22 protein-coding genes are annotated in these 22,538 nt (G+C 69.2%); 9 read left to right on the top strand and 13 right to left on the bottom strand.

What is annotated here, in order from left to right; all coding sequences use genetic code 11:
- Positions 1–6: 6 nt before the first annotated feature.
- From GGR16_RS24465 to GGR16_RS24500, 8 genes are all read right to left on the bottom strand, one after another.
- Positions 7–1,617: an FGGY-family carbohydrate kinase gene (locus tag GGR16_RS24465; protein ID WP_019404043.1), complete on the bottom strand. Its 1,611-nt coding sequence runs from the start codon at positions 1,615–1,617 to the stop codon at positions 7–9.
- Complete coding sequence (locus tag GGR16_RS24470) at positions 1,614–2,615, bottom strand: sugar-binding transcriptional regulator (protein ID WP_019404044.1); 1,002 nt, start codon at positions 2,613–2,615, stop codon at positions 1,614–1,616. Before GGR16_RS24470 ends, GGR16_RS24465 begins: the two co-directional genes overlap by 4 nt.
- Before the next feature lie 4 nt (positions 2,616–2,619).
- Positions 2,620–3,519: a sugar phosphate isomerase/epimerase family protein gene (locus tag GGR16_RS24475; protein WP_183318722.1), complete on the bottom strand. Its 900-nt coding sequence runs from the start codon at positions 3,517–3,519 to the stop codon at positions 2,620–2,622.
- Between the two features lie 10 nt (positions 3,520–3,529).
- Positions 3,530–4,351 (bottom strand): carbohydrate ABC transporter permease, encoded by an 822-nt coding sequence (locus GGR16_RS24480; protein ID WP_019404046.1) that lies wholly within the window; start codon positions 4,349–4,351, stop codon positions 3,530–3,532.
- Complete coding sequence (locus GGR16_RS24485; RefSeq protein ID WP_019404047.1) at positions 4,351–5,292, bottom strand: carbohydrate ABC transporter permease; 942 nt, start codon at positions 5,290–5,292, stop codon at positions 4,351–4,353. Before GGR16_RS24485 ends, GGR16_RS24480 begins: the two co-directional genes overlap by 1 nt.
- 7 nt (positions 5,293–5,299) lie before the next feature.
- A complete protein-coding gene (locus GGR16_RS24490) occupies positions 5,300–5,851 on the bottom strand; it encodes an SIS domain-containing protein (RefSeq protein WP_019404048.1) in 552 nt (183 codons plus the stop codon).
- Between the two features lie 82 nt (positions 5,852–5,933).
- Positions 5,934–7,283, bottom strand: coding sequence for an ABC transporter substrate-binding protein (locus GGR16_RS24495; protein ID WP_019404049.1), 1,350 nt, complete (start codon positions 7,281–7,283; stop codon positions 5,934–5,936).
- On the bottom strand, positions 7,280–8,323 hold the full coding sequence (locus GGR16_RS24500; protein ID WP_019404050.1) for a zinc-dependent alcohol dehydrogenase: 1,044 nt from the start codon (positions 8,321–8,323) through the stop codon (positions 7,280–7,282). The genes GGR16_RS24495 and GGR16_RS24500 overlap by 4 nt, the downstream gene beginning before the upstream one ends.
- Before the next feature lie 187 nt (positions 8,324–8,510).
- On the opposite strand from GGR16_RS24500, the gene GGR16_RS24505 reads away from it, so the two are divergent.
- The 3 genes from GGR16_RS24505 to GGR16_RS24515 all read left to right on the top strand — a co-directional run bounded on the left by GGR16_RS24505 (position 8,511) and on the right by GGR16_RS24515 (position 10,445).
- A complete protein-coding gene (locus tag GGR16_RS24505) occupies positions 8,511–9,785 on the top strand; it encodes a hemolysin family protein (protein ID WP_019404051.1) in 1,275 nt (424 codons plus the stop codon).
- 206 nt (positions 9,786–9,991) lie between these two features.
- Complete coding sequence (locus GGR16_RS24510) at positions 9,992–10,192, top strand: hypothetical protein (RefSeq protein ID WP_157672273.1); 201 nt, start codon at positions 9,992–9,994, stop codon at positions 10,190–10,192.
- A gap of 46 nt (positions 10,193–10,238) precedes the next feature.
- Positions 10,239–10,445, top strand: coding sequence for a DUF4167 domain-containing protein (locus GGR16_RS24515; protein WP_183318724.1), 207 nt, complete (start codon positions 10,239–10,241; stop codon positions 10,443–10,445).
- A gap of 21 nt (positions 10,446–10,466) precedes the next feature.
- On the opposite strand, the gene GGR16_RS24520 is transcribed toward GGR16_RS24515, so the two are convergent.
- Entirely contained in the window at positions 10,467–12,725 is a 2,259-nt protein-coding gene (locus tag GGR16_RS24520; protein WP_183318725.1) for a sensor domain-containing phosphodiesterase, read from the bottom strand.
- A 249-nt stretch (positions 12,726–12,974) separates the two neighbouring features.
- On the opposite strand from GGR16_RS24520, the gene GGR16_RS24525 reads away from it, so the two are divergent.
- The 6 genes from GGR16_RS24525 to GGR16_RS24550 all read left to right on the top strand — a co-directional run bounded on the left by GGR16_RS24525 (position 12,975) and on the right by GGR16_RS24550 (position 19,894).
- Complete coding sequence (locus tag GGR16_RS24525; RefSeq protein ID WP_019404055.1) at positions 12,975–14,393, top strand: circularly permuted type 2 ATP-grasp protein; 1,419 nt, start codon at positions 12,975–12,977, stop codon at positions 14,391–14,393.
- A 19-nt stretch (positions 14,394–14,412) separates the two neighbouring features.
- Entirely contained in the window at positions 14,413–15,354 is a 942-nt protein-coding gene (locus GGR16_RS24530) for an alpha-E domain-containing protein (RefSeq protein ID WP_183318760.1), read from the top strand.
- An 8-nt stretch (positions 15,355–15,362) separates the two neighbouring features.
- Positions 15,363–16,190, top strand: a complete 828-nt coding sequence (locus GGR16_RS24535) for a transglutaminase family protein (RefSeq protein WP_183318727.1) — start codon at positions 15,363–15,365, stop codon at positions 16,188–16,190.
- Between the two features lie 101 nt (positions 16,191–16,291).
- Positions 16,292–17,029 carry a proteasome-type protease gene (locus tag GGR16_RS24540; RefSeq protein ID WP_183318729.1) on the top strand — a complete coding sequence of 246 codons (738 nt, stop codon included), beginning with the start codon at positions 16,292–16,294 and terminating at the stop codon, positions 17,027–17,029.
- Between the two features lie 475 nt (positions 17,030–17,504).
- Positions 17,505–18,782: a multidrug effflux MFS transporter gene (locus GGR16_RS24545; protein ID WP_183318731.1), complete on the top strand. Its 1,278-nt coding sequence runs from the start codon at positions 17,505–17,507 to the stop codon at positions 18,780–18,782.
- 107 nt (positions 18,783–18,889) lie between these two features.
- The gene (locus GGR16_RS24550) at positions 18,890–19,894 is read left to right on the top strand and encodes an aldo/keto reductase (RefSeq protein ID WP_183318762.1); all 1,005 of its coding nucleotides are present in this window, start codon (positions 18,890–18,892) and stop codon (positions 19,892–19,894) included.
- 28 nt (positions 19,895–19,922) lie between these two features.
- Here the strand turns inward: GGR16_RS24550 and GGR16_RS24555 are convergent, their stop codons facing one another.
- The 4 genes from GGR16_RS24555 to GGR16_RS24570 are packed head-to-tail and all read right to left on the bottom strand — an operon-like array spanning position 19,923 to position 22,510.
- A complete protein-coding gene (locus GGR16_RS24555) occupies positions 19,923–20,507 on the bottom strand; it encodes a HupE/UreJ family protein (protein WP_183318733.1) in 585 nt (194 codons plus the stop codon).
- Between the two features lie 57 nt (positions 20,508–20,564).
- On the bottom strand, positions 20,565–21,188 hold the full coding sequence (ureG, locus tag GGR16_RS24560) for an urease accessory protein UreG (protein WP_019404063.1): 624 nt from the start codon (positions 21,186–21,188) through the stop codon (positions 20,565–20,567).
- Positions 21,189–21,216: 28 nt separating this feature from the next.
- A complete protein-coding gene (locus tag GGR16_RS24565) occupies positions 21,217–21,963 on the bottom strand; it encodes an urease accessory protein UreF (RefSeq protein ID WP_246373302.1) in 747 nt (248 codons plus the stop codon).
- Positions 21,908–22,510, bottom strand: a complete 603-nt coding sequence (locus GGR16_RS24570; protein ID WP_183318735.1) for an urease accessory protein UreE — start codon at positions 22,508–22,510, stop codon at positions 21,908–21,910. Before GGR16_RS24570 ends, GGR16_RS24565 begins: the two co-directional genes overlap by 56 nt.
- Between the last annotated feature and the right edge of the window lie 28 nt (positions 22,511–22,538).

A 22,538-nucleotide genomic window follows, 5' to 3' on the forward strand; every position in this document is an offset into this window, starting at 1 on the left:
CTCCTTTCATCTGTCCTGGCCGGAGGCGGCAAGAGCCTTCGCCTCCCGCTCGATGTCGTTGCGGAAGGCGAACAGCTTCAGATAGACGCCGTAGGCGGCCTCGTGCGCGGCGCGCCAGCGCGGGTCCGGGGCAAGGCTCTCCTGCGCCGGGGCCATGGCGTCGAGCGCGGCGAAGAGATCCGGCTGCAGGCCGGCGCCGACGGCGGCGACCATGGCCGTGCCGAGCAGCACCGGCTCGGCGCTGTCGCTGAGGACGAGCGCGGCATCGCCGAGCGCGTCACGATACAGCCGCACCATGAGCGGGTTGCGCAGGTGTCCGCCGGAGAGGGCGACGCGATCGAGCGCATAGCCGTGGGCGTTGAGGTGCTCGATGATATGCCGGGCCTGCAGGGCGAGCGCGCGGGCCGTGGCGTAGTAGGTTTCGAGGAAGGCGCGTCGGCTCATGTCCTCGCCGACGCCGACGAGGATGGCGCGCACGCTGCCGTCGCCGAGCGGCGCGCGGTTGCCGAGGAAGTCGGGCACGAGATGCCGGCGCGCGGCGAAGGCCGGCCCCTCCGCTTCGAGAAGGGCGAGGATGTCGCGGACCGCGGCCGCATGCTCGTCGGCCGAGGCGCGCCGCGGCCCGCCGGGATGGTGGGCGAGCACGGCGTCGAGCGCCGCGCCGGCGAGCGACTGGCCGGCCTCGTGCATCCAGTAGCCGGGGAAGATCGCGTCCCTGAACGGGCCCCACACGCCGGATATGCGGCGCTCGTCGGGCGCGAAGGCCATGTAGCAGGTGGAGGTGCCGCCGATGAGCGCCACCGTGCGGTTCATGTTGCCGGCAAAGCCGCGGCCGAGGACGCCGAGCGTGCCGGCCTCGGCGTCGATGAGGCCGACGGCGACGGGGATGCCCGCGGGCAGGCCGAGCCGCGCGGCGACGGCCTCCGTCACCCGGCCGTGCCGGTGGCCGACAGGCAGCGGCGGGGCCGCGAGCGCGCCGAGCTGCGGCAGGCGGCCGAGGCCCAGGCGCGCGAGGAGTTCGTGCCGCCAGGGCTCGGCATCAGCCGGCAGGTAGGCCCATTTGCAGGCGAGGCCGCAGAGCGAGTGATGGTCCTCGCCGGTGGCCCGGCGGGCGAGCTCGTCGCACAGGTCTCGCGCGCCGGTGACGCGGGCGAAGGCCTGCGGGTCGCGCCGCGCCAGCCAGGCGAGCTTCGGCGTGTGCATCTCCGGCGACATGGAGCTGCCGGTATAGGCGAGGAGCCGGTCGCCGCTTGCGCCGATCTCCTCGGCTTCCGCCTCGCCGCGGTGGTCCATCCAGCAGAACACGTCCGCCTCGCCGGCGAGCGGCGGCGGCCCTTCGTACGAGAGCGCGAGGGAGGAGGTGGCATCGAAGGCGAGAGCGGCGACGCGCCCGGCCGCATCCGCGCCGGCAGCAGCAAGGCAGGCCCGGATCGCCTCCTCGACCGCCGCCCAGATGTCGTCCATGCGATAGACGGCGTGATGCTCCGCCGGCCGCAGCAGGGGGAATTCCCGTGCGGCGGTGGCGAGGAGGTGGCCGGCGAGGTCGAACAGGCCGGCGCGGGCCGACAGGGTGCCGACGTCGACGGCGAGAAGCAGCTTCGGCGGGGGCGACGTCATGACGCCTTCTCCAGCGGCATGGCGAGGATGGCGCGGGCGCAGTCCTCGTCGGTGACGAGGCGGTTGACGTAGCCGCCCGACAGGATGGCGTGCACGACCGGCGCCTTGTTGAGCCCGCCCGAGGCGAGGATGGAGCGCGAGACGGCCTTCAACTCCTGGGGCGAGAGGGCCATGACGCACTGGTTGAGGCGGTGGGCGATGGGCCGCCCGCGCGCGTCGAGGAAGGTGCCGAGCAGGTCGCCGATGGTGCCGGCGGCCTCGAGCGCCTCCTGGTGCTGGCGCACGGTCTGGGTGGTGGCGAGCAGCGAATGGCTCGAGACGTCGCCGCAGGAGACGAGGGCGACGTCGACGGCGCGCGCCCGGCGCATCACGTCGGCGAGGCCGTAGTGGGTGAGGAGGTCGTTGCGGCTGTGCTCGCTCGGGCAATAGATGGGTGCAGCGAGATAGTGGCATTCGCCGCCGATGGCCTCGGCGAGGCGCGTCGCCACCTCGAAAGTGTTGGTGCCGGACCCGCGCGTGAGCCCGCCCATGAGCGACACGACGCGGCTCGCGGGCAGGCGCCGCGGCCCGAGCGTTGCGACGCTGGCGCTCAACGTGCGCCCCCAGCCGATGCCAATCGACTGGCCGTCCCCCATCAGGCGGCTCAGCATGGCGCCGGCGGCCTCGCCGATGACGCGCTGCTGATCCTCGTAGCCGGGCACGGCCGGCACCACCGCCACCTCGGCGAGGCCGTAGCGGGCGGCGAGTTCCTCTTCCAAGGCGACGCAGGAGGCGAGCGGCAGGCGCACCTCGATGCGCACCGAGCCGTCCACCCGCGCCTGGCCGATGATCTTGTTGACGCGCAGGCGCGTGAGGCCGAGCCGGTCGCCGATCTCCTGCTGGGTCAGATTGCCGACGTAGTAGTACCAGACCACGCGGGCCGCGACCTCGTCGCCGGCGCTGCGCTGGGCGGCGCGCGGCGGGTCGGTCATGGTGGTGCCCGCAACGGGATCGTTCATCGCGTCATTCCCCACCGAGCACCGGCGCGAGCACCGCGACCGAGCGGCGGACCCGGTCGAGCACCGCGGCATCGGTCTCCTCGAACGGGTAGAAGACTTCGAGGAAGACGGGCCGGTCGGCAAGCCCGAAACGTGCGAGCGTCGCCGCGATAGCCTCCGGATCGACGATGCCGCGCTCGGTGAAGTCCCAGTGGCGGTCGAGGCGGCCGTCGCTCTGCTGGATGTGGATGGCGCCGGTCTCGCGGCCGATCGCCTCGAGCCACGGTTCGACGCGCGCCTCCTCGGGCGCGTAGGGCGGCGAGAGGATGGCGTGGCCCCAGTCGAGGCAGTAGCGCCAGGGGACGGCGGAGCCGGCGAGGTCGTCGGATAGGCGCCGCGCCTGCGCGGGCGTCCACGGCCATTCGCGCCGGAGCGGCGTCGGCTCGATGTAGAGCTCGGTGAGGCCTTGGCTCTGCGCCTTCTCGGCAAGGCGTTTCAGGCGGGCGGTGAGGTCGACATAGTCAGCGGCCGGAATCTCCTTCGCTTCCACGGCGTCGGGCCGGGCGGCGATGGCGCCGAGGGGGCCGCCCGCGGCGCGGATGCCGGCCTTGCCGCAGAAGGCATAGGCGCGGGTGAGCCAGTACTCGGCCGCATCGCGCACGCCGGGCTCGGGGTGGAGCAGCTGGTTGAAGGTGTAGTGGGCGAGGCCGATGAAGCCGCTGTGCATGGTGATGCCGTGCTCGGCGCAGGCCTGGCGCAGGTCCGTGGCCGCCTTGTCCAGCACCTCGTCCGGCCACAGCGGATCGACGAGGTCGAACGAGAGCTGCACGAGGCCGAGGCCGAGGTCCTCGCGCACGAGGCGGGCCCAGAGCGCGGGCGTCACCCAGCGCTTGACGCAGAAGGAGAGATTGATGCCGAGCGCCATCGCCGCCTCCCTATTTGGTCGCGCCCATGGTGAGGCCGCGGATCATGTGGCGCGAGACGATGAGGGCGAAGATGGTGACCGGCAGGACGATGACCGTGCCGGTCGCCATGATCTTGCCCCAGGGCAGCTCGTAGCCGGACATGAAGCTCGTCGCCGCCACCGGCGCCGTCTGCACGTTGCGGCGGGTGAGCACCAGCGCATAGAGCAGCTCGTTCCACGAGAAGATGAAGCTGAAGATGGCCGACACCGCGACGCCCGGCAGGCCGAGCGGCAGGTAGATGCGCCAGAAGACGTCGAACTGCTTCGCCCCCTCGAGCCGCGCCGCCTGCTCCAGCTCGGGCGGGATCGAGCGGAACTGGTCCGTGCAGATCCACACCACGATCGGCAGGTTGAAGGTGAGATAGATGAGGATGAGGACGAGGTGCGTGTCGAGCAGGCCGAGCGACTGGGCGAGGAGATAGACCGGCAGGGCGAGCACGATCGGGCTGATCATGCGGTTGGAGATGAACCAGAACCACAGGTCGGACTTGCCGCGGAACTCGAAGCGGGCCAGCGCATAGGCCGCCGGCGTGCCGAGGAGGACGGCGAGCGCCGTCGTCGAGACGGCGACGATGAGCGAGTTGACGATGGCCGCTGTCACCTTCTGGTCAGCCCAGATCTCGGCGTAGTGCTTGATGGTCGGCTCGAACAGCCACATGGGCGGCGAGGCGAGCAGGTCCGCCTGGTCCTTGAAGCTGGACGAGACCATCCAGTAGAACGGGAACATCGCGAAGGCGAAGACCAGCACGAGGCCGGCAAGATGCGCAAAGCGTGCCGCGGGGCGGGACACCATCACTGGATCTCCCGGTAGAAGATGCGGATGTAGAGCCGGCTCAGAAGGATCGTGAACAGGAGCAGCAGGATCGCCTGGGCGGAGGCTGCGCCGAGGTCGAACACGCGGAAGCCGACGCGCTGGATGTAGATGGAGATGAGCTCGGTCGCCGTGCCCGGCCCGCCGCGCGTCATGGTGAAGATCATGTCGAAGAGCTTCAGCACGTCCGCCGAGCGCAGGATGAGCATGGCCGTGAGGCCGGGCAGGAGATAGGGCAGCTGCACGTGGCGCAGGAGCGCCCAATGGCTCTTCGTTTCCAGCCGCGCCGCCTCCTCGATGTCGACCGGCACCATGGAGAGCCCCGACAGGAAGATGAGGGCGCAGAACGGCGTCCACTGCCACACGTCCATGATGACGATGGCGGCGAAGGCCCCGCTCGGGTTGCCGAGCCAGTCGAAGGGCGCGAAGCCGAACCAGGACAGGAACTGGTTGGCGACGCCGAAGTTGCGGTTGAAGATGAGGTTGCCGAGGAGGCCGACGACGGCATAGGTGGTGGCGAGCGGCACGACGAGCGAGACGCGCGCGAGCGAGCGCATGAAGCCCCAGCCCGGCCGGTGCAGCATCAGGGCGATGAGGAGGCCGAGCGCCACCTGGATCGGCATGACGGTCAGGAAGAACCGGCCCGTCAGCAGGAGCGTGTCCCAGAAGGTCTGGTCGCTCAGCACGCGCCCGTAGTTCTCGAAGCCGACGAAGGGGAAGCCCTCGCGCGCCCGGGTGAGATTGTAGCGGCGGAAGGAGGTGACGAGCGCGAACAGCATCGGGTAGAGGCCGATCGCGAGCAGCGTCACCACAGCCGGGGCGAGGAAGAAGAGCGGCGTCCAGCGGCCGTGCTCGAGCCGGCGCCTGCGGGCGGGCCTTGCCCGGGCCGCTTCCTGTGCCAGTGCCTGTCCCTCGACGCTCATCCCGTCCCTATTCCAGATTGGTGTGGTTGGCGCGCATGGCCTCGGCGCTCACGCCGAGCTTATCCTTGAGCTTGAGGATCATCACCTCGAAGAGGATGTACTGCGCGCCCTCGTAGAGCGAGCCCATGGGCAGGACGGAGGAGGCGGGCCCCCTGTCATCGGCCATGGTCTGGGCGGGGATGGCCAGGACCGTGTCGGCCTGTTTCGCCGCCTCGCCGCCCGGCTGCGCGGTGACGAGGAGGCAGGCGGCGCCCGCCTTCCGCGCTTCGCCCATGAGCGCGAGAACCGTCGAGAATGCGCCCGGCCCGGCCGAGACGATGAGCAGATCGCCTTCTGCGAGCGGCGGCGTCGTCATGTCGCCCACCACCGCGGCCGCGCGGCCGAGGTGGAAGAGGCGCATGGCGAAGCCCTTGATCTGCAGGCCTTCCCGGCCGACGCCGTAGAGGGCGATGCGTCTTGCCGCGGCGATGCGCTCGACCGCGGCATCGACGGCCTGTTCGTCGATGCGGGCAAAGACGGCGCCGAGCTCGTCGAGCGCGCGTTGATAGAGCGAGGGCATGGAAGAGGCTCCGCCGATGCTGTCACGAACTGGAACGATGCCGGCCGGCACGGGGCTCGCCCGGGCCGGCCGGAGCGTCTCGTTACTGCAGCAGCGCCTTCTTGCCGTCGTAGTAGCCTTCCTTGGCGAGGATGTCCTCCATGCGGGTGCCGATCTCCTTGGCGCCCTGCTCGGTGGACACCTCGCCGAGCATCATCTTGGTGCCCCACTCGGCAACGATCTCGGAGATGGCCGGCCAGGCGGGGAAGCGCGGACGGAACTCCGGCACGCCCTTCTGCCAGGAGGCGACCATCGGCTCGACGAACTTGTACTTCGCCTTGATGTCGGCATCCTCGTAGATGCTCTTGCGGCCGGAGACGCCGCCGGCCTCCACATAGGCGCGGGCGATGTCCTCCGAGGTCGCCCACTGGATGAAGAGCCACGAGGCCTTCTGCTCCTTCTCCGGCGCCTGGGCGGCGACGGCGAGCGAGAAGCCGCCGAGGGCCGGCAGGCGGCCGGCGGGGCCGGAAGGCTCGGGCGCGACGGCGAGGCAGTCGACGATCTTCGACGTCGCCGGATCGATGAGCGTCGAATAGAAGGCCGACCATTCGGTGATCATGGCGACTTGGCCCTGGGCGAGGGCATTGACCGCCTCGGCATGGTCATAGGAGACGATGCCCGGCGGCATGTACTGCATCAGGTCCTGGCGGAACTTGAGGCCGGCCTGGCTCTCCTCGCTCAGGAGGTTCGACTTGAATTCCTTGTCGAGCAGCGAGCCGCCGAAGGGCCACAGCACGCGCATGAAGCTGTCGGCGGACTGCGTCTCGCCGCGGCGCGACTGCAGTGCGAAGGCGAACTGGTTCTTCGCCTTGTCGGTGAGCTTCGGCGCGTAGGTCTCGTAGAGCTCCTGCCAGGTTTCCGGCGGCTTGTCGAAGCCGGCCTCCTTCAGCATGCACTGGTTGTAGAAGAGGAGGCCCGAATAGTTGTCGAAGGGCAGGCCATAGACCTTGCCGCCCCAGGAGCCGAAGGCGTCGAGCAGCAGCGGAAAGAAGCCGTCGAGGTTGAGCTTGGGATCGGTGACCGCGGGATCGCTGGTGAATTTCTCTACCGGCACGATCCAGCCGTTCTCGGCGAATTCGCCGATCCAGACGAGGTCGACGAGCGCGATGGTGAGGTCGCCGTTGGAGCTGAAGTTGAGGACCTGCTTCTCGCGCGAGCTCTCGTAGGGCACGATCTCGTAATTGACCTTGATGCCCGTCTTCTTCTCGAACTCCGGCAGCAGCTGGATGATGGCGCGATAGCCGGGGCGGTCGAGAAAGACCACGTTGATCTCCGCACCCTTGAGCGGCTCGGCCGCCTTCTCGAGCGACCAGTCCTGCGCCTCGGCCGGCGCGCAGACGGCCGCGGCGGCGAGCGCGAGCGCACCGACCGCTGCATGCGTGAACAGTCTCATGAGCGTCTCCCCTGATTATTGTCGTTCGGAATAATGATGCTCTTGACCATGCCGGGGGCGTCCTCAGCGTGCAGGCGGAAGGCCTCCGGCGCCTCGTCCAGCGTGAAGCGGTGGCTGACCAGCGCGTTCACGTCGACCTTGCCGGTCGCGACGAGTTCGATGGCCCGCGGATAGACCTCCCCCATCCGCCGGGCGAACTTGATCTTGAGGCCGCGCCGGCGCGCCTCGGCGGCCGGCAGCGTGTAGGTGTCCCCGTCCGGGATGCCGACGAGGACGACGCGCCCGCCGATGCGGGCGGCGAGCACGGCATCGCGGAAGCCTTCGGGCGCATTGGTGGCTTCCACCACGAGCGGGCAGCCCTCGCCCTTCGTCCAGTCGCGGATCTCGGCGACCGAGGCGCCCGTGCGCGTCGCGCCGAGCTTCGTGGCGAGGTCGCGGCGGTGCGCCTGCGGGTCGACGGCGAGAATCTCCCCAGCGCCCGCCGCCTTGAGCACCTGCAGGATGAGAAGGCCGATGGGGCCGCAGCCGACGAGCGCCACCCGCTCCAGAAGCCGCGGCTTGGCGAGGTCTACCGCATGGATGGCGACGCCGAGCGGCTCCAGCATCACCGCCTCTTCGGGCGTGAAGCGATGGGCGAGCGGCACGATCAGGTCTTCCGGCACCCAGATGCGCTCGGTCATGGCGCCGTTGAAGGGTGGGGCGCCGATGAACTCGACGTTGGGGCACAGGTTAGGATGGCCCGAGCGGCAATGGTCGCAGTGGCCGCAGGCGTGGTTGGGGTCGACGGCGACGAGGTCGCCGCGGGCAAGGCCGCGTGCCGGCAGATCCTCGGCAAGATAGCCGGCAAATTCGTGACCCGGGACGAAAGGCGCGAGGATCTTGGCCGAGCCGATGCCGCCGTCCTTGTAATAGTGCAGGTCGCTGCCGCACAGGCCGACGGCCGCCACCTCGAGCAGCGCCTCGCCCGGCTGCCCCTCGCGCAGGTTGAAGGGGGCGACCCGTGCATCGTGCGCGCCGTGGAGGAAAAGAGCCTTGCCCATATGGTCGCCCCGTTGGTCGCCCGTTCCGAATGCGACTCGGTTATACAGATGTAAATCGATCTTTACAATCGTATCGATGGCCGTGCCGCATGGATGCAGAAACGGGCTGGCGCGAGCAGCGGCTGCGGTCCACATATGAAAGGAAGTCGCCGCCAACGGTTGCGTGCGGGCAGCAAGGAGTTTTTTCTTGTTACTCGAGCTTGCCCTCGTTCTTGCGCTGACGGTCCTCAACGGCCTGCTGGCCATGTCGGAGCTCGCCATCGTCTCGGCGCGTCCGGCGCGGCTGCGCGTTCTCCACGACCAGGGGGCGACGGCGGCGGGCGTGGCGCTCGCCCTCGCCCAGACGCCGGGACGCTTCCTGTCGACGGTCCAGATCGGTATCACGCTCGTCGGCATCCTGTCGGGCGCTTTCTCGGGCGCGACGCTCGGCGTGCGGCTGGCGAACGTCCTCGAGGACTTCGGCTGGTCGCGCGGGGCGGCGGATGCGGTTGGCGTCGGCGTGGTCGTCGTCGCGATCACCTATCTCTCGCTCATCGTCGGCGAGCTCGTGCCCAAGCAGATCGCCCTGCGCCATCCGGAGCGGATCGCCGTGCGCGTGGCGCCGGCCATGGCGCTGCTGTCGCGTCTCGCCGCGCCGCTCGTGTGGCTGCTCGACACGTCGGGTGGCCTCGTCCTGCGTCTCCTCGGCCAGCGTGGCCGGCCGAAGGAGAAGGTGACCGAGGAGGAATTGAAGAGCGTCATCGCCGAGGCGGAGCAGGCGGGCGTGCTCGAAAGCGAGGAGCGCGACATGATCGCCGGCGTGATGCGCTTCGCCGATCGTGCGGCCAAGGCGCTGATGACGCCGCGGCGCGACGTGGAGCTGCTCGATCTGTCCGACGACATCGAGACGATCAGGGCGCAGGTGCGGATGACGCGCCGCTCGCGCCTGCCGGTGCGCGACGAAGAGCCCGACGCCATCGTCGGCATCGTGGCCGTGAAGGATCTCGTCCCGCTCCTCGCCACCGACGCGCCCGACATCCGCAGCCTCATCCAGGAGGTCCCGATCGTCGCCGACAATGCGCGCGCCCTCGATGTCCTGCAGGCGATGCGCGCGTCGACCGTGCACATGGCGCTCGTCTATGACGAGTACGGCCATTTCGAAGGCATCATCACCTCGGCGGACGTGCTGGAGGCCATCACCGGCGCCTTCCAGGAGGAGGGCGAGGAGGAGGCGCCCTACGTGGTGCGCGAGGACGGCTCCTTCCTCGTCTCGGGCTGGATGCCGATCGACGAGTTCGCGGACAAGATCGGCGTGCCGGTCGAGCGGGACGGCGATTTCGAGACGGTGGCCGGCCTCGTGCTCAACAGGCTCAACCATCTGCCGGACGTAGGCGAGTGTTTCGAGCTCGGCCCGTGGAAATACGAGGTGGTTGACCTCGACGGCCGGCGCATCGACAAGGTGCTCGTCAGCCGGCTCCAGTGACACGCGACGGTTGCGGCGACTTGAAAGCGCCGCATTGCGCTCCCATATCCGGATCTCGGGCAGGACCCTGATGCGCGGGATGCGCGGAAGGGCCGGGAGGATAACTGATCTTGGGGCTGCGTCTGAACCGCACCCCCGATGCCCGTTTACCCAGAACAAGAAGGACATTGCCGTGGCGTGACCGCGGCAGAGATATCGTGAGTACAATGAAAAACTTGAAGAGCGTGGCCGTTCGGGTGCGCCCGGTGCCGCATGTCGCGGCCTCGGGGCAGGCTCAGCGGCCCGGGACATCCCATCGGCCGGGCGTGGCGATGCTGCGCCGGGCACAGGAGCCGATCTGGCATCCCGAACCCTGCGGCCTGTCGCGCGGCGAACTGCGCGCCATCGTCGCCGACGTGCTCGGCTGAGCCGGGTGCGAATGCAACCGGAGCCGGCGAGGCCGGCTTCACGGTCATGACCATGAACCAACACCAACCTCAGGCTGTCCGCCCGCGTCAAGCGGGCCGGCAGCCGACCGGCACCGAGGCGCGCCGCGCCTACGAGCGCTATCTCGCGCTTGCCCGCGGCGAAGAGCGCAGCGGACACCGCATCGAAGCCGAACGTTTCTATCAATATGCCGAGCACTACCTGCGTATGAGCAAGGGACGGAACGAACCGTAGCCGGGCCGTGCCGGCCCCTCGTCAGCGCAGGCGTGCAGGATATTGCAGGGCGAGTTGATCCTGCTTGCGCAGCTGCGAGCGCAGCATGTCGAACGGCCCGGCCTTGCTGAAGCGGAAGCCCTGCGCCGCATCGCAGCCGATGGCGCGCAGGAACTCGAGCTGCACGTCCGTCTCCACACCCTCCGCAATGACCGTCAGGCCGAGATTGTGCGCGAGCTCGATGAGCGCGCGGATGATGGCGGGGCTTTCCGCCTCCCGGCCGATACCGGCCACGAACGAGCGGTCGATCTTAATGCAGTCGATCGGGAAATCCCGAAGGTGCGTCAGGGACGAATAGCCCGTGCCGAAATCGTCGAGCGCGATCGGCACGCCGGCATCGCTCAATTCCTCGACCGCGAGGCGCACGTTGCGTGCCTGCTCGCCCATCAGCACCGTCTCGGTGACTTCGAGCTTGATCCAGGAGGGCGGGATGTCGTGCTCGCGCAGCTGGTGCAGGAAGCGCTCGGCGAAATCACCGCCGGCGAACTCCGCCGCGCTCGCATTGACGCCGATGACGATCGGCCCCTCGAAACCTTCCGCACGCAGCTCGGCGAGATGGGTGGTCACCAGGCTGAGAACGCGCTCGCCGATGCGCCGCGCGCTGTCCTGGTCGGCGAAGGCGTGGGAAAAGGCCTGCGGCGACATGAGCACGCCGTCGCGCCCGCGGATGCGCACGAGCGCCTCGTAGCCGGTGAGCTGGCCGTTCCGCAGCTTCACGATGGGCTGGTAGAACGGCAGCAGCCGGTTGCTGGCGAGGGCCTTGCGCACCGTCTCGATGGCGAGGCGCCGCTCGTCGAACAGCGATGCGACCTCCGGCGCGTAGGTGCCGACCGCGCCACGCTCGCGCCGCTTGGCGGTGTAGAGGGCAACGTCCGCGCATTTCAGCAGCCCGTCTGCCGTGGCGGCGTCATCGGGATAGGCGGCAAGGCCGACGGTCGTCGTCACGTAGTGACGGTCGTTGCCGATGCGAATGGGCTTGCGGACCGCGGCGACGATGCGGGCGGCCATCCGTTCGGCTCCGCTCGCCTGGCCGTTCTCGTCGAAGATGACGGCGAATTCGTCGCCGCCGAGGCGGGCGAGGAACATGTCCCGGCCCCTGCAGAGCTGCCCGAGCCGCTCGGCGACCGCGATCAGCACCCGGTCGCCGACGTGGTGTCCGCAGGTGTCGTTGATCTCCTTGAAGCCGTCGAGGTCGAGCAGCAGGAGCGAGACGCGCCCGCCGCCGGAGGCCGCCCTGTCCACCACCGCCTCGAGATGGGTCTTGAAGGCGGCGCGGTTGGCGACGCCGGTCAGGCCGTCGAGGTGGGCCGCCCGCCACAGGGCCTGGGTGGCTTCGATCTCGCGGGTCACGTCCTGGACGACGCCGACGACACGGACGTGGCCATCGTCGCCGCCCACCAGGCGCTCGCCGATGGCGCGCACGGTGCGCCGCTCGCCGGAGCCGGTGACGAGGTCGGCCTCGAAGGAATAGGGGCTGCCCGTCGTCGCGGTGAGCTCCAGCTGGCGGCGCATGGCGGCGCCGGCCTCCGGACCATACCGCCCTACCACCTCGTCGATGTCGAGACGGCTGCCGACCTCGAGGCCGTGCAGGCGATAGACTTCGTCCGACCAGATCACCTCGCCGGTCGCGGCGTCATACTCCCACCCGCCGATGGAGGCGAGGTGCTCCGTCTGCGCGAGCAGCCTGTTCCGGCGGGCGAGCGCCTCGCTCTGGCGCCGGGCGTTCGCCTCCGAAAGAGCGAGCTTGACCGCATTGGCGTGGGCGCGGATCAGCCCCTCCACCACCTGTCCGAATTCGGTCAGGATACGGGCCTCGTCCACGCCGAAGCTTCTCGGCTTCGTGTCGAGCAGGCACAATGTGCCGAGCTGGTGGCCGCTGTCGCTGCGCAGCGGGCAGCCGGCATAGAAGCGCGCATGGGGCGGCCCCTGGACGAACGGGTTGTCGTGGAAGCGCGGGTCTGCGTGCGTGTCCTTGATGACGAAGACGCCGTTCTCGACGAGGGCATAGTTGCAGAAGGCGTAGCGCCGCGGCGTCTCCTCGATGTCGAGCCCGTGCCGGGCCTTGAACCACTGCCTGTCCTTCTCGAGGAAGGAGATCACGCTGATCGGGCAACTGAAGAAGGATGCAGCCAGCCGTACCACGGCATCGAAATCCGGCCCGGTGGGGGTGCCGACGATGCCCAGCACCTCGAGGGAATGTAGGCGGGCCTCCTCATCCCCTGCGATCGGGTATGGCAGCATGTGAAGACCCGCGTGCATTTAACGAATCAATCAATCATAGAATCTTGATGCCCGCCGACAATAGATTGCCTCAGGTCCCGCTGGCCCGGCGGAATGGCTCCCGAGAGGGCACGCTTCCGGCCAATCCATGACCAGTCTGCCCATCTATTGGGCGGCTATGTGGCGGTTGCCGCCGCGCATCGGCTTTCTTCGGGTGAAGTGGCACACAATTTGATAGGCTCCACCAGGTGAGTTGCTGCGGGAGGACACATGAAGCCGAGAGCCTTCGACGAGATGGGCGGCTTCGGGGAAGGGTGCAGGCCCTGCTATGCGGCGCTGAAGCGGTGGCTCGACGACGCCCCTTCGGACCTCCTCGACCAGCGGCGCAAGGAGGCGGAGCTCCTGTTCCGCCGCATCGGCATCACCTTCGCCGTCTACGGCGAGCAGGCGGCGCAGGAGCGGCTCATCCCCTTCGACATCATCCCCCGCGTCATCGCGGGCGAGGAATGGCGCAAGCTCTCGCTCGGGCTCGAGCAGCGGGTGAAGGCGCTCAACGCCTTCCTGAAGGACGTCTACGGCAATCGCGAGATCGTGCGCGCGGGTGTCGTCCCCGAAGAGCTCATCCTCTGCAATCCCTACTTCCGGCCCGAAATGGCGCAGCTGCGCCTCGTCGGCGACATCTACGTTGCGATCGCGGGCATCGACGTCGTGCGCGTCGACGCCGATACGTTCTACGTACTCGAGGACAATGCGCGCACGCCCTCCGGCGTCTCCTACATGCTCGAGAACCGGGAGGCGATGATCCGGCTCTTCCCGGAATTATTCGCCCGCCAGAGCATCGCGCCGGTCGACGGGTATCCGGACGAACTGCTCGCGACGCTCCACTCCATCACGCCGCGGCGCGGTGAGGAGCCGTGCGTGGTGCTGCTGACGCCGGGGCCCTACAACAGCGCCTATTACGAGCACTCCTTCCTCGCCGACAAGCTGGGCGTCGAGCTGGTTGAGGGCCGCGATCTCTTCGTGCGCGACGAGATGGTCTTCATGCGCACCACGCAGGGACCGAAGCGGGTCGACGTCATCTACAGCCGCATCGACGACGACTTCCTCGATCCGCTCGTCTTCCGGCCGGATTCCGTCCTCGGCGTGCCGGGGCTGATGCTCGCCTATCGGGCCGGCAACGTCAGCCTCGCCAACGCGGTCGGCACGGGCGTCGCCGACGACAAGGCGATCTACAGCTACATGCCGGAGATCGTGCGTTTCTATCTCGGCGAAGAACCGATCCTGCAGAACGTGCCGACCTGGCGCTGCCGCGAGCCGGAGGCGCTCGCCTATGTCCTCGATCATCTCGGGGACCTCGTCGTCAAGGAGGTCAACGGCTCGGGCGGCTACGGCATGCTCGTCGGCCCGGCGGCGGATGCGGCGACGCGGCGACTCTTCGCCGAGAAGCTCAAGCGCCGGCCCGACAACTTCATCGCCCAGCCGACGCTGGCGCTCTCCACCTGCCCGACCTTCGTCGGCTCCGGCATCGCCCCGCGCCACGTCGACCTGCGCCCCTTCGTGCTGACCGGTGCCGACAAGGTGCGCATCGTCCCCGGCGGGCTGACGCGGGTGGCGCTCGTCGAAGGCTCGCTCGTCGTCAATTCGAGCCAGGGCGGCGGCACGAAGGACACCTGGATCCTGGGCGAATGATGGCGAGTGACCGATGACGCTGCTCTCCCGCACGGCCGACAATCTCTTCTGGATGGCGCGCTACATGGAGCGGGCCGACAGCGTGGCGCGCATCCTCGATGCCGCCTATCGCCTCTCCTCGCTGCCGACCGCCTACGGCGGGCTGACGAGCGAGTGGGATTCGGCGCTCGCCACGGCGGGCTGCACCGATGCCTTCGCCGCTGCCCACGAGAAGGTGACGCCCGAGGCGGTCGTCCACTTCCTCGCCGTCTCGCCGGAGAACCCCTCCAGCATCCGGCGCTGCCTCGAGATCGCCCGCGCCAATGCCCGCGCCGAGCGCACGGCGCTGACCATCGAGATGTGGGAGGCGATCAACGACAGCTACCTGACCATGCAGGGCTGGGTCGACCGCGGCGTCTCGCTCGCCGACCTGCCGCGCTTCCTCGCCTTCGCCAAGGAGGCGGCCCTGCGCTTCGACGGCTCGGCCCATCGCACCATGCTGCGCACCGACGCCTTCTGGTTCACCTGCCTCGGCCTGTGCACTGAACGCGCCGACAACACCGCCCGCATCCTCGACGTGAAGTATCATGTGCTGCTGCCGGACCACGCCCGCGTCGGCGGCGGGCTCGACTATTACCAGTGGGCCTCCATCCTGCGCTCCGTCTCGGCGCTGACGAGCTACCGCTGGGTCTACCGCGACAGCGTCAAGCCATGGCTCGTGGCGGACCTTCTCATCCTCAAGGAGGACATGCCGCGCTCGCTCGCCGCCTGCTATCGCAGCATCAGCGGCTACCTCGACGAGCTTTCCACCGCCTACGGCTGGCAGGGCAACAGCCAGCGCATCGCGCGCAGCGTCCACATGCGTCTCAGCAACACCTCCATCGAGACGATCTTCCAGTCGGGCCTGCATGAATTCGTCGAGGGCTTCCTCGTCCAGAACAACGAGCTCGGCGCAGCCATCGCCGAGCAATACCTGAGCTGAGCCGGCCCATGCGCATCCGCGTGTCGCACACCACCCGCTACGACTATTCCCCGCCCGCCAAATCGGCGATCCAGCTCCTGCGCCTGACGCCGCGCAGCCACGAGGGCCAGCACGTGCGCCACTGGCGCATCGATGTCGACGCCCAGTGCCGGCTGAAGGCGGGGGAGGACGCGCTCGGCAACATCACCCATGCCTTCACGCTGGAGGGGCCGATCCAGTCCTTCTCGGTGACGGTCGACGGGGAGGTGGAGACGCAGGACAGTGCTGGCGTCGTGCGCGGCACGGTGGAGCGCTTCCCGCCCGGCCTCTTCCTGCGCACGACGGCGCTCACCGAGCCGGACGATGCGATCCTCGCGCTTGCCGGCGAGGTGCGCGAGGCGATGAGGCGGGATCCCATCGCCGGGCTGCACGATCTGTCGGGCACGATCCACGCCCGCATGGGCTTCGACACCGAGGCGACGACCACGGCGACGAAGGCGGGCGCGGCGCTCGCCCTCGGCCACGGCGTCTGCCAGGACTTCGCCCATATCTTCATCAGCGCCGCGCGCTTCCTCGGCGTGCCGGCGCGCTACGTGTCCGGCTACCTGCTGCGCGACGACGGGCTCGTCGTGCAGGAGGCGGGGCACGCCTGGGCGGAGGCCCATGTCGGCGGGCTCGGCTGGGTCGGCTTCGACCCCGCGCACGGCCTTTCGCCGACGGATGCCTATGTGCGGCTCGCCGCCGCGCTCGACTACCACGGGGCCGCGCCGATCCTCGGCAGCCGCTACGGCGGCGGGCAGGAGAGCCTCGACGTCAGCGTGCGCGTGGAGCACGCCCGGCGCCAGATCCAGAGCTGAGTGCAGACGCGGGCTTGCCTCGGGGCGCGGCTTCGTTCTATCGCAACGTCGCCGCCCGAAAGCCGGCGGCGAGGGATATTGCGGGAAAGGCGGGCGCAGCCATGACCTATTGTGTCGGCATCCTGGTGCGCGAGGGGCTCGTGATGCTGGGCGACACCCGCACCAATGCCGGGCTCGACAACATCGCCACCTTCCGCAAGCTCACCGTGCTGGAAGAGCCCGGCGAGCGCGTGATCATGCTCGCCACCGCCGGCAACCTGTCGATCTCCCAATCGGTCATGACCCTGCTCACCGAGGGCATCGAGACCGAGGCGGGCATGCGCAAGACGCTGATGGACGTCGAGAGCATGTTCGAGGCGGCCGGGCTCGTCGGCGAGGCGATCCGCAGGGTCTACGGCACCTACGGCGAGGCCCTGCAGCAGCAGAGCATGTCCTTCGACGTGACCTTCCTCATCGGCGGCCAGATCAAGGATCGCAGGCTGCGCCTCTTCCAGGTCTACGCCGCCGGCAACTTCATCGAGGCGACGCAGGACACGCCCTATTTCCAGATCGGCGAGCACAAATACGGCAAGCCCATCCTCGACCGCTCGATCTCCTACGAAGTCGAGCTGCTCGACGCGCTGAAGCTCGCGCTCATCTCGATGGATTCGACCCTGCGCTCCAACCTGAGCGTGGGCCTGCCCGTCGACGTGGCCGCCTGCCGGCGCGACGAATTGAAGGCCGCCGTCTCCTATCGCATCGCGCCCGACGAGCCCTATTTCCGCGACCTGCGCGAGCGCTGGTCGAAAGCCCTGCGCCAGGCGCATCTCGCCATCCCGCGTCCGCCGTGGATCGAGTGATCGCTGTCCGCGACCGGTGGGTATCCGTTTGCGTGGTGCGAAGCGCAGGGCTGCGGAGCGCAACGGTTCCCCGTCTTGGCCGGGCTTGTCCAAAGCAAGTCGGGCCTGCCCGACTTGCGTCACTTCAAAGAGACGCAACGCGCGCGTTGCTGTTGCCATCCAAGCCTTTCAGCTTGGTGCCGGCGTTACGGCGTGGATGCCCGCGACAAGCGCGGGCATGACGGGGAGGGTGGAGCCGGAGCGTTTTTCGGTATGGACACGCTTCCGCATAGACCGACGGCTGTGACTGCGGCCGGCCCCATGCGCCATATGCGTCTCTTTGACGGCATCAAGACGGGCGGCATGCCCCTCGTGCATGTCTTTTCCCGCAGCTAGGTCTCGTCCTTCCTTGCCGGCGCGGGTCGCTCCCGGGTAGAACGGTCATCATCTTGAGAATTGCCGCCCCTGCCTGCCGCAGGGATGCGACGGATCTGTCATGCGAGCCGACCTGTCGACCCAGCCCCAGACCGGCGGCGAACGTTTCGCGCCGGCCTACCCGCCGTTCTTCGAGTTCGTGGCGCTCGTCGCGCTGCTGATGAGCCTTGCCGCCTTCTCGATCGACAGCATCCTGCCGGCCTTCGGCCCTATCCAGCAGGAGTTCGGCGTCGTCGACGGCAACGACCTGCAGCTCGTCGTCTATGCCTATATGGCGGGCTTCGGCATCATGCAGCTGTTCTTCGGCCCGGTGGCGGACGTCGTGGGCCGCCGGCCGACGCTGATGGCGGGTCTTGCCATCTATGTCGCCGGCACGGGGCTCGCATTGATGGCCGACGGCTTCCACATGCTGCTCGTGGCGCGCTTCGTGCAGGGCACGGGAGCGGCGGCGGCGCGCGTGCTCGTCGTCACCCTGGTGCGCGACCGCTATTCCGGCCGCGAGATGGCCCGCGTCATGTCGCTCGTCATGATGCTGTTCATCACGGTGCCGATCATCGCGCCGGCCGTCGGCAGCGCCATCCTCGCGGCGAGCGAGTGGCACATGATCGTCGTCGCCATGTTCGCCATGGCCGTCCTCGTCTTCACCTGGTTCGCGCTGCGCATGCCGGAGAGCCTCAACCCGGCCTATCGCAAGCCGGCGGCGGTCAGGCCGATCCTCGTCGACGTGCGCCGCATCCTCGCCTCACGCCTGTCCTTCGGCTACGCGAGCGCGATCATGCTGATGCAGGGCTGCATCATGATCTACATCGGGCTTGCCGCGCAGGTCTTCGAGACCGACGGCTACCGCCTCGGCCCGGTCGGCTTTCCGCTCGTCTTCGGGCTGCTCGGTATCATGCAGGGCGTGGCGTCCTACCTCAATTCGCGGCTCGTCGGCCGTTTCGGCATGCGCCGCATGTCCCATGCCGCGCTCTGCGGCTTCTGCGTGACGACGGGGCTGCTGCTCGTCATCGCCCTTGCCGCGGGCGGGCTGCCGCCGCTGTCCGTCTTCGTCGGCCTGCTGGCCGTCAGCCATTTCCTCTTCAGCCTGACGATGCCCAATTTCAACGCCATGGCGATGGACGAGCTCGGCGACATCGCCGGCACCGCCTCGTCCTTCATCGGCTTCTATTCCACGGTCGCGAGCGCGATCACGGGCGCCCTCATCAGCCGCACCTTCGACGGCACGGTCATTCCCCTGTGCGGCGGCTATCTCGGCCTCGGCCTTGCCTGCCTCGCCGTGGTGCTGTGGGCGGAACGGGGCCGGCTGTTCAATCCGCACCAGGCCGAAGCAACGCGATAGTGCAACGCCCTGCCGGGTTGTCCGCCCCGGGCTTTCATGGTCTCATCGCGCCCTCTTTCTGGGCCCTCAGGCCCCACAGCTTGCGGGATGATCCCATGACGCAGACGATGCCCATGCGGCGGCTCGGCCGCTCGGGCCTGACGGTGTCGCGCCTCGTGCTCGGCACCATGATGTTCGGCGGGCGCACCGATGAGGCCGAGGCGGGCCGCATCATCGCCCATGCGCGCGAGGCGGGCGTCAATTTCATCGATACGGCGGACGCCTATAATGACGGCCGCTCGGAGGAGATCGTCGGCCGCGCCATCCGGGCGCAGCGCTTCGACTGGGTGCTGGCGACGAAGCTCGCCAATCCGATGGGCGAGGGGCCCAACCGGCGCGGCCTTTCCCGCCGCTGGATCATGCAGGCGACGGAGGATTCGCTGCGGCGCCTCGGCGTCGAGGCCATCGACATCCAGTACCTGCACAAGGAAGACAACGAGACGCCGCTCGAGGAGACCGTGCGCGCCATGGCCGACCTCATCCGGGCCGGCAAGGTGCGCTATTTCGGCGTTTCCAACCACCGGGCCTGGCGCGTGGCGCGCATCGCGGCGCTGTGCGACGAGATCGGCATCGACCGGCCGGTGGTGTGCCAGCTCTACTACCATGCGCTCTATCGCCCGGCGGAGGTCGAGCTGCTGCCGGCCTGCGCGGCGCTGGGCATCGGCACGGTCGCCTACAGCCCGCTGGCGCGCGGCGTGCTGACGGGCAAGTATGCGCCCGGCGCCGCCGCCCCCGAGGGCAGCCGGGCCGCGAGCGGCGACAAGCGCATGGGCGAGACGGAGTTCCACCCCGCCAATCTCGAAGCCGCCGCGCGGCTCAAGGCCCATTGCGACCGGCGCGGCCATGACATGGGCGCCTTCGCCGGCGCGTGGGTGCTGGCCAATCCGCTGATGACCGGCGTCATCGCCGGGCCGCGCACCATGGAGCAGTGGCAGGCCTATCTCGCCGCGCTCGATCTTTCCCTCGACGCGGACGACGAAGCGGCCGTCGATGCCGTGGTGCGGCCCGGCACGACGGCCATTTCGCAATATGTCGACCCGGCCTATCCGGTGGAGGGGCGGCCGGTCGCGTGACGCGCTGCCGCCCGATCGGGCATTCTGCCTAGAGAACGAGCAGACCGATGCCGGCGAGCGCGATCGCGCCGCCGGCCGCGCGCGTCGCCATGAGCGGCAGGCGCGGCACGGCGCGGGGGGAGAGCCCGATGCCGATGCCGTGCAGCAGGGCCGTGGCGGCGACGAAGCCCACGGCATAGCCAGCCGCATCGGCGCCGGCCGCCATCTCGGCCCCGTGCGCATGGCCGTGGAAGACGGCGAAGGCCGCCACAAGTGCGGCGCCCGCGGCCGCCGGCAGCTTCAGGCCGAAAGCGAGCGCCGCCCCGAGCACCACGACGGACAGGGCGATGCCGGTCTCGACAGCGGGCAGGCCGACATCGGCGATGCCGAAGAGGCCGCCGACGACCATGAAGGAGAGGAAGGCGAGGGGATAGGACCAGACCGCGCGGCCGCCCGAGACGCCGGCCCACAGGCCGACGGCGACCATGGCGAGGACATGGTCGAGGCCACCGAGCGGATGGAGGAAACCGTCCATGAAGCTCGCGGCAGCGCCCGCCCCGGTGTGGGCGAGCGCCGGGGATGCGGCGAGGGCGAGGACGCCGAGGGCGGCAAGGCGGGCGGTTCTGGTCGGCATGGATGCTGGCCTCGTTGGTTGCGCTGTTGCTGCCGCATCACGCAAATGTCGGGCCATTCACGCAGCCGATTTCAGCCCGCCGGCCTGCTCGATGAAGCGCGCCACCGTCTCGACGCCTTCCCCGCTGCGGATGTTGGTGAAGACGTAAGGCCGCGACGGACGCATGAGCCTGGTGTCGTGCTCCATCACGGCGAGGCTCGCGCCGACATGGGGTGCAAGGTCGATCTTGTTGATGACGAGGAGGTCCGAGCGCGTGATGCCGGGCCCGCCCTTGCGCGGGATCTTCTCGCCGCCCGAGACGTCGATGACGTAGATGGTGATGTCGGCGAGCTCGGGCGAGAAGGTGGCGGCGAGATTGTCGCCGCCGGATTCGATGAGCACGAGGTCGAGCCCGGGGAAGCGGCGCATCATCTCGTCGACGGCGGCGAGATTGATGGAGGCGTCCTCGCGGATGGCCGTGTGCGGACAGCCGCCGGTCTCCACGCCCATGATGCGCTCGGCCGGCAGGGCGCCGGTGCGCGTCAGGATCTCGGCGTCCTCCTTCGTGTAGATGTCATTGGTGATGGCGCAGAGGTCGTAGGTACCGGCGAGGCGCTTGCACAGCGCCTCCATCAGCGCCGTCTTGCCGGAGCCGACGGGGCCGCCGATGCCGACGCGCAGGGGACCGTTGGGGGAGGGCATGGGTTCGTCTCCTTGAGGCTCGGCCCGTTCACGAGCGGAACAGGCGGGTATATTGCGTCTCGTGCCTGAGCGAGGCGAGGTCGGAGCGGAAGGCGGCGCCGCCGAGATCGTCGAGGCCCGCCGCCTCGGCCTCGCCGGCCACCTGCCGGCAGAGCGGCACGAGCGCTGCCGTCACCGCCTGCCCGTCGGTCTGGCCGACGACCCCGAGGCGCACGGCGGCGGAGATGAGATTGGCCGTGAAGGCGGCGAGGAAGGCTTCGAGCGTCATGGCGAGCGGCAAGCCGTGGCCCGCCGCTGCGACGCCGAGCGCGACGGGATAGGCGACGTCGCCCTGCCATGCGTCCTTCAGCAGGTCGAAGGCAGGCGTCGGCCATGTCCTGTGGGCCGTGAGCACGAAGGCATTGCCCTGGGTGACGGTCTCCAGCAGCCGCTCGCGGCTCGTCGCGAGGGCGAGCGCCAGCTCCGCCACGCCGGCGAGTGCGGTGCGGTCGCCGGCCGTCACGGCCCGGTGGGACGCGGCGAGCAGGATGGCGTCGTTGCGGCCGGCGCCGTGGGCGAGGATGTCGGCGAGCCAGTTCTCGAGGCTCGCCGCATCCCGGATATCGCCGGTCTCGGCCGCCCATTCGAGCCCGTGGCTGTAGGCGAAGGCGCCGACCGGGAAGGCCGGCGACAGCCACGTCATCAGGGTCAGCATGGGCGAGGCGCCGGCGGGCGCCGCCTCACCTGTGGTCATGCCCGTGATCGTGATGGTGGTGGCCATGCTCGTGATGGTCATGGTCGTGATGATCGTGGCCGCAACCGCAGGCGCCATGCTCATGGTGATGCGCGTGGTCGTGCCCATGGGAATGATCAGGCCCGTGGCTGTGACCATGCCCGTGATCGTGCCCGCCGTGATCGTAGGCGCCGCGCTCGGGGCGGAAGGGGCGTTCCACCCTGGCGACGGCGCAGCCGAGCCCGCGCACCATCTCGGCGAGCACATGGTCGTCGGCGATATAGATGGCGTCAGCCGCGATCTCGGCCGGCGTGTGGCGGTTGCCGATATGCCAGGCGACCTTGAGCAGCCTCAGCGGGCTCTCGGCGCGGATCTCGATGAGCTTTTCCGGCGCGGCGCGCACGGCGACGAGCCGCCCGTCCTCGAGCTTCAGGGCGTCGCCGTCGTCGAGCACGGTCGCCTTGTCGAGGTCGAGCAGGAAGGAGAGGCCGCCGTCGGCGGTCAGGGTCACGCGGCGGCGGTGGCGGTCATCGTGGACGAGGGTAACGGTGTCGACGACGCGCTCGGCCTTGACGGCCGGGCGGCGGACGACGGAAGCGGCACGGAGCATGATGTTCTCCAGTTCAGTCGGGCGATGT

It is taken from the genome of Chelatococcus caeni (assembly GCF_014196925.1).
Classification (GTDB): Bacteria; Pseudomonadota; Alphaproteobacteria; order Rhizobiales; family Beijerinckiaceae; genus Chelatococcus_A; species Chelatococcus_A caeni.

Coding starts and splice junctions, on each gene's coding strand:
- GGR16_RS24465 (WP_019404043.1), bottom strand. CDS start 1,617: ATGACGTCGCCCCCGCCGAAGCTGCTTCTCGCCGTCGACGTCGGCACC.
- GGR16_RS24470 (WP_019404044.1), bottom strand. CDS start 2,615: ATGAACGATCCCGTTGCGGGCACCACCATGACCGACCCGCCGCGCGCC.
- GGR16_RS24475 (WP_183318722.1), bottom strand. CDS start 3,519: ATGGCGCTCGGCATCAATCTCTCCTTCTGCGTCAAGCGCTGGGTGACG.
- GGR16_RS24480 (WP_019404046.1), bottom strand. CDS start 4,351: ATGGTGTCCCGCCCCGCGGCACGCTTTGCGCATCTTGCCGGCCTCGTG.
- GGR16_RS24485 (WP_019404047.1), bottom strand. CDS start 5,292: ATGAGCGTCGAGGGACAGGCACTGGCACAGGAAGCGGCCCGGGCAAGG.
- GGR16_RS24490 (WP_019404048.1), bottom strand. CDS start 5,851: ATGCCCTCGCTCTATCAACGCGCGCTCGACGAGCTCGGCGCCGTCTTT.
- GGR16_RS24495 (WP_019404049.1), bottom strand. CDS start 7,283: ATGAGACTGTTCACGCATGCAGCGGTCGGTGCGCTCGCGCTCGCCGCC.
- GGR16_RS24500 (WP_019404050.1), bottom strand. CDS start 8,323: ATGGGCAAGGCTCTTTTCCTCCACGGCGCGCACGATGCACGGGTCGCC.
- GGR16_RS24510 (WP_157672273.1), top strand. CDS start 9,992: ATGAAAAACTTGAAGAGCGTGGCCGTTCGGGTGCGCCCGGTGCCGCAT.
- GGR16_RS24515 (WP_183318724.1), top strand. CDS start 10,239: ATGACCATGAACCAACACCAACCTCAGGCTGTCCGCCCGCGTCAAGCG.
- GGR16_RS24520 (WP_183318725.1), bottom strand. CDS start 12,725: ATGCTGCCATACCCGATCGCAGGGGATGAGGAGGCCCGCCTACATTCC.
- GGR16_RS24525 (WP_019404055.1), top strand. CDS start 12,975: ATGAAGCCGAGAGCCTTCGACGAGATGGGCGGCTTCGGGGAAGGGTGC.
- GGR16_RS24535 (WP_183318727.1), top strand. CDS start 15,363: ATGCGCATCCGCGTGTCGCACACCACCCGCTACGACTATTCCCCGCCC.
- GGR16_RS24540 (WP_183318729.1), top strand. CDS start 16,292: ATGACCTATTGTGTCGGCATCCTGGTGCGCGAGGGGCTCGTGATGCTG.
- GGR16_RS24545 (WP_183318731.1), top strand. CDS start 17,505: ATGCGAGCCGACCTGTCGACCCAGCCCCAGACCGGCGGCGAACGTTTC.
- GGR16_RS24550 (WP_183318762.1), top strand. CDS start 18,890: ATGCCCATGCGGCGGCTCGGCCGCTCGGGCCTGACGGTGTCGCGCCTC.
- GGR16_RS24555 (WP_183318733.1), bottom strand. CDS start 20,507: ATGCCGACCAGAACCGCCCGCCTTGCCGCCCTCGGCGTCCTCGCCCTC.
- ureG (WP_019404063.1), bottom strand. CDS start 21,188: ATGCCCTCCCCCAACGGTCCCCTGCGCGTCGGCATCGGCGGCCCCGTC.
- GGR16_RS24565 (WP_246373302.1), bottom strand. CDS start 21,963: ATGACCATCACGAGCATGGCCACCACCATCACGATCACGGGCATGACC.
- GGR16_RS24570 (WP_183318735.1), bottom strand. CDS start 22,510: ATGCTCCGTGCCGCTTCCGTCGTCCGCCGCCCGGCCGTCAAGGCCGAG.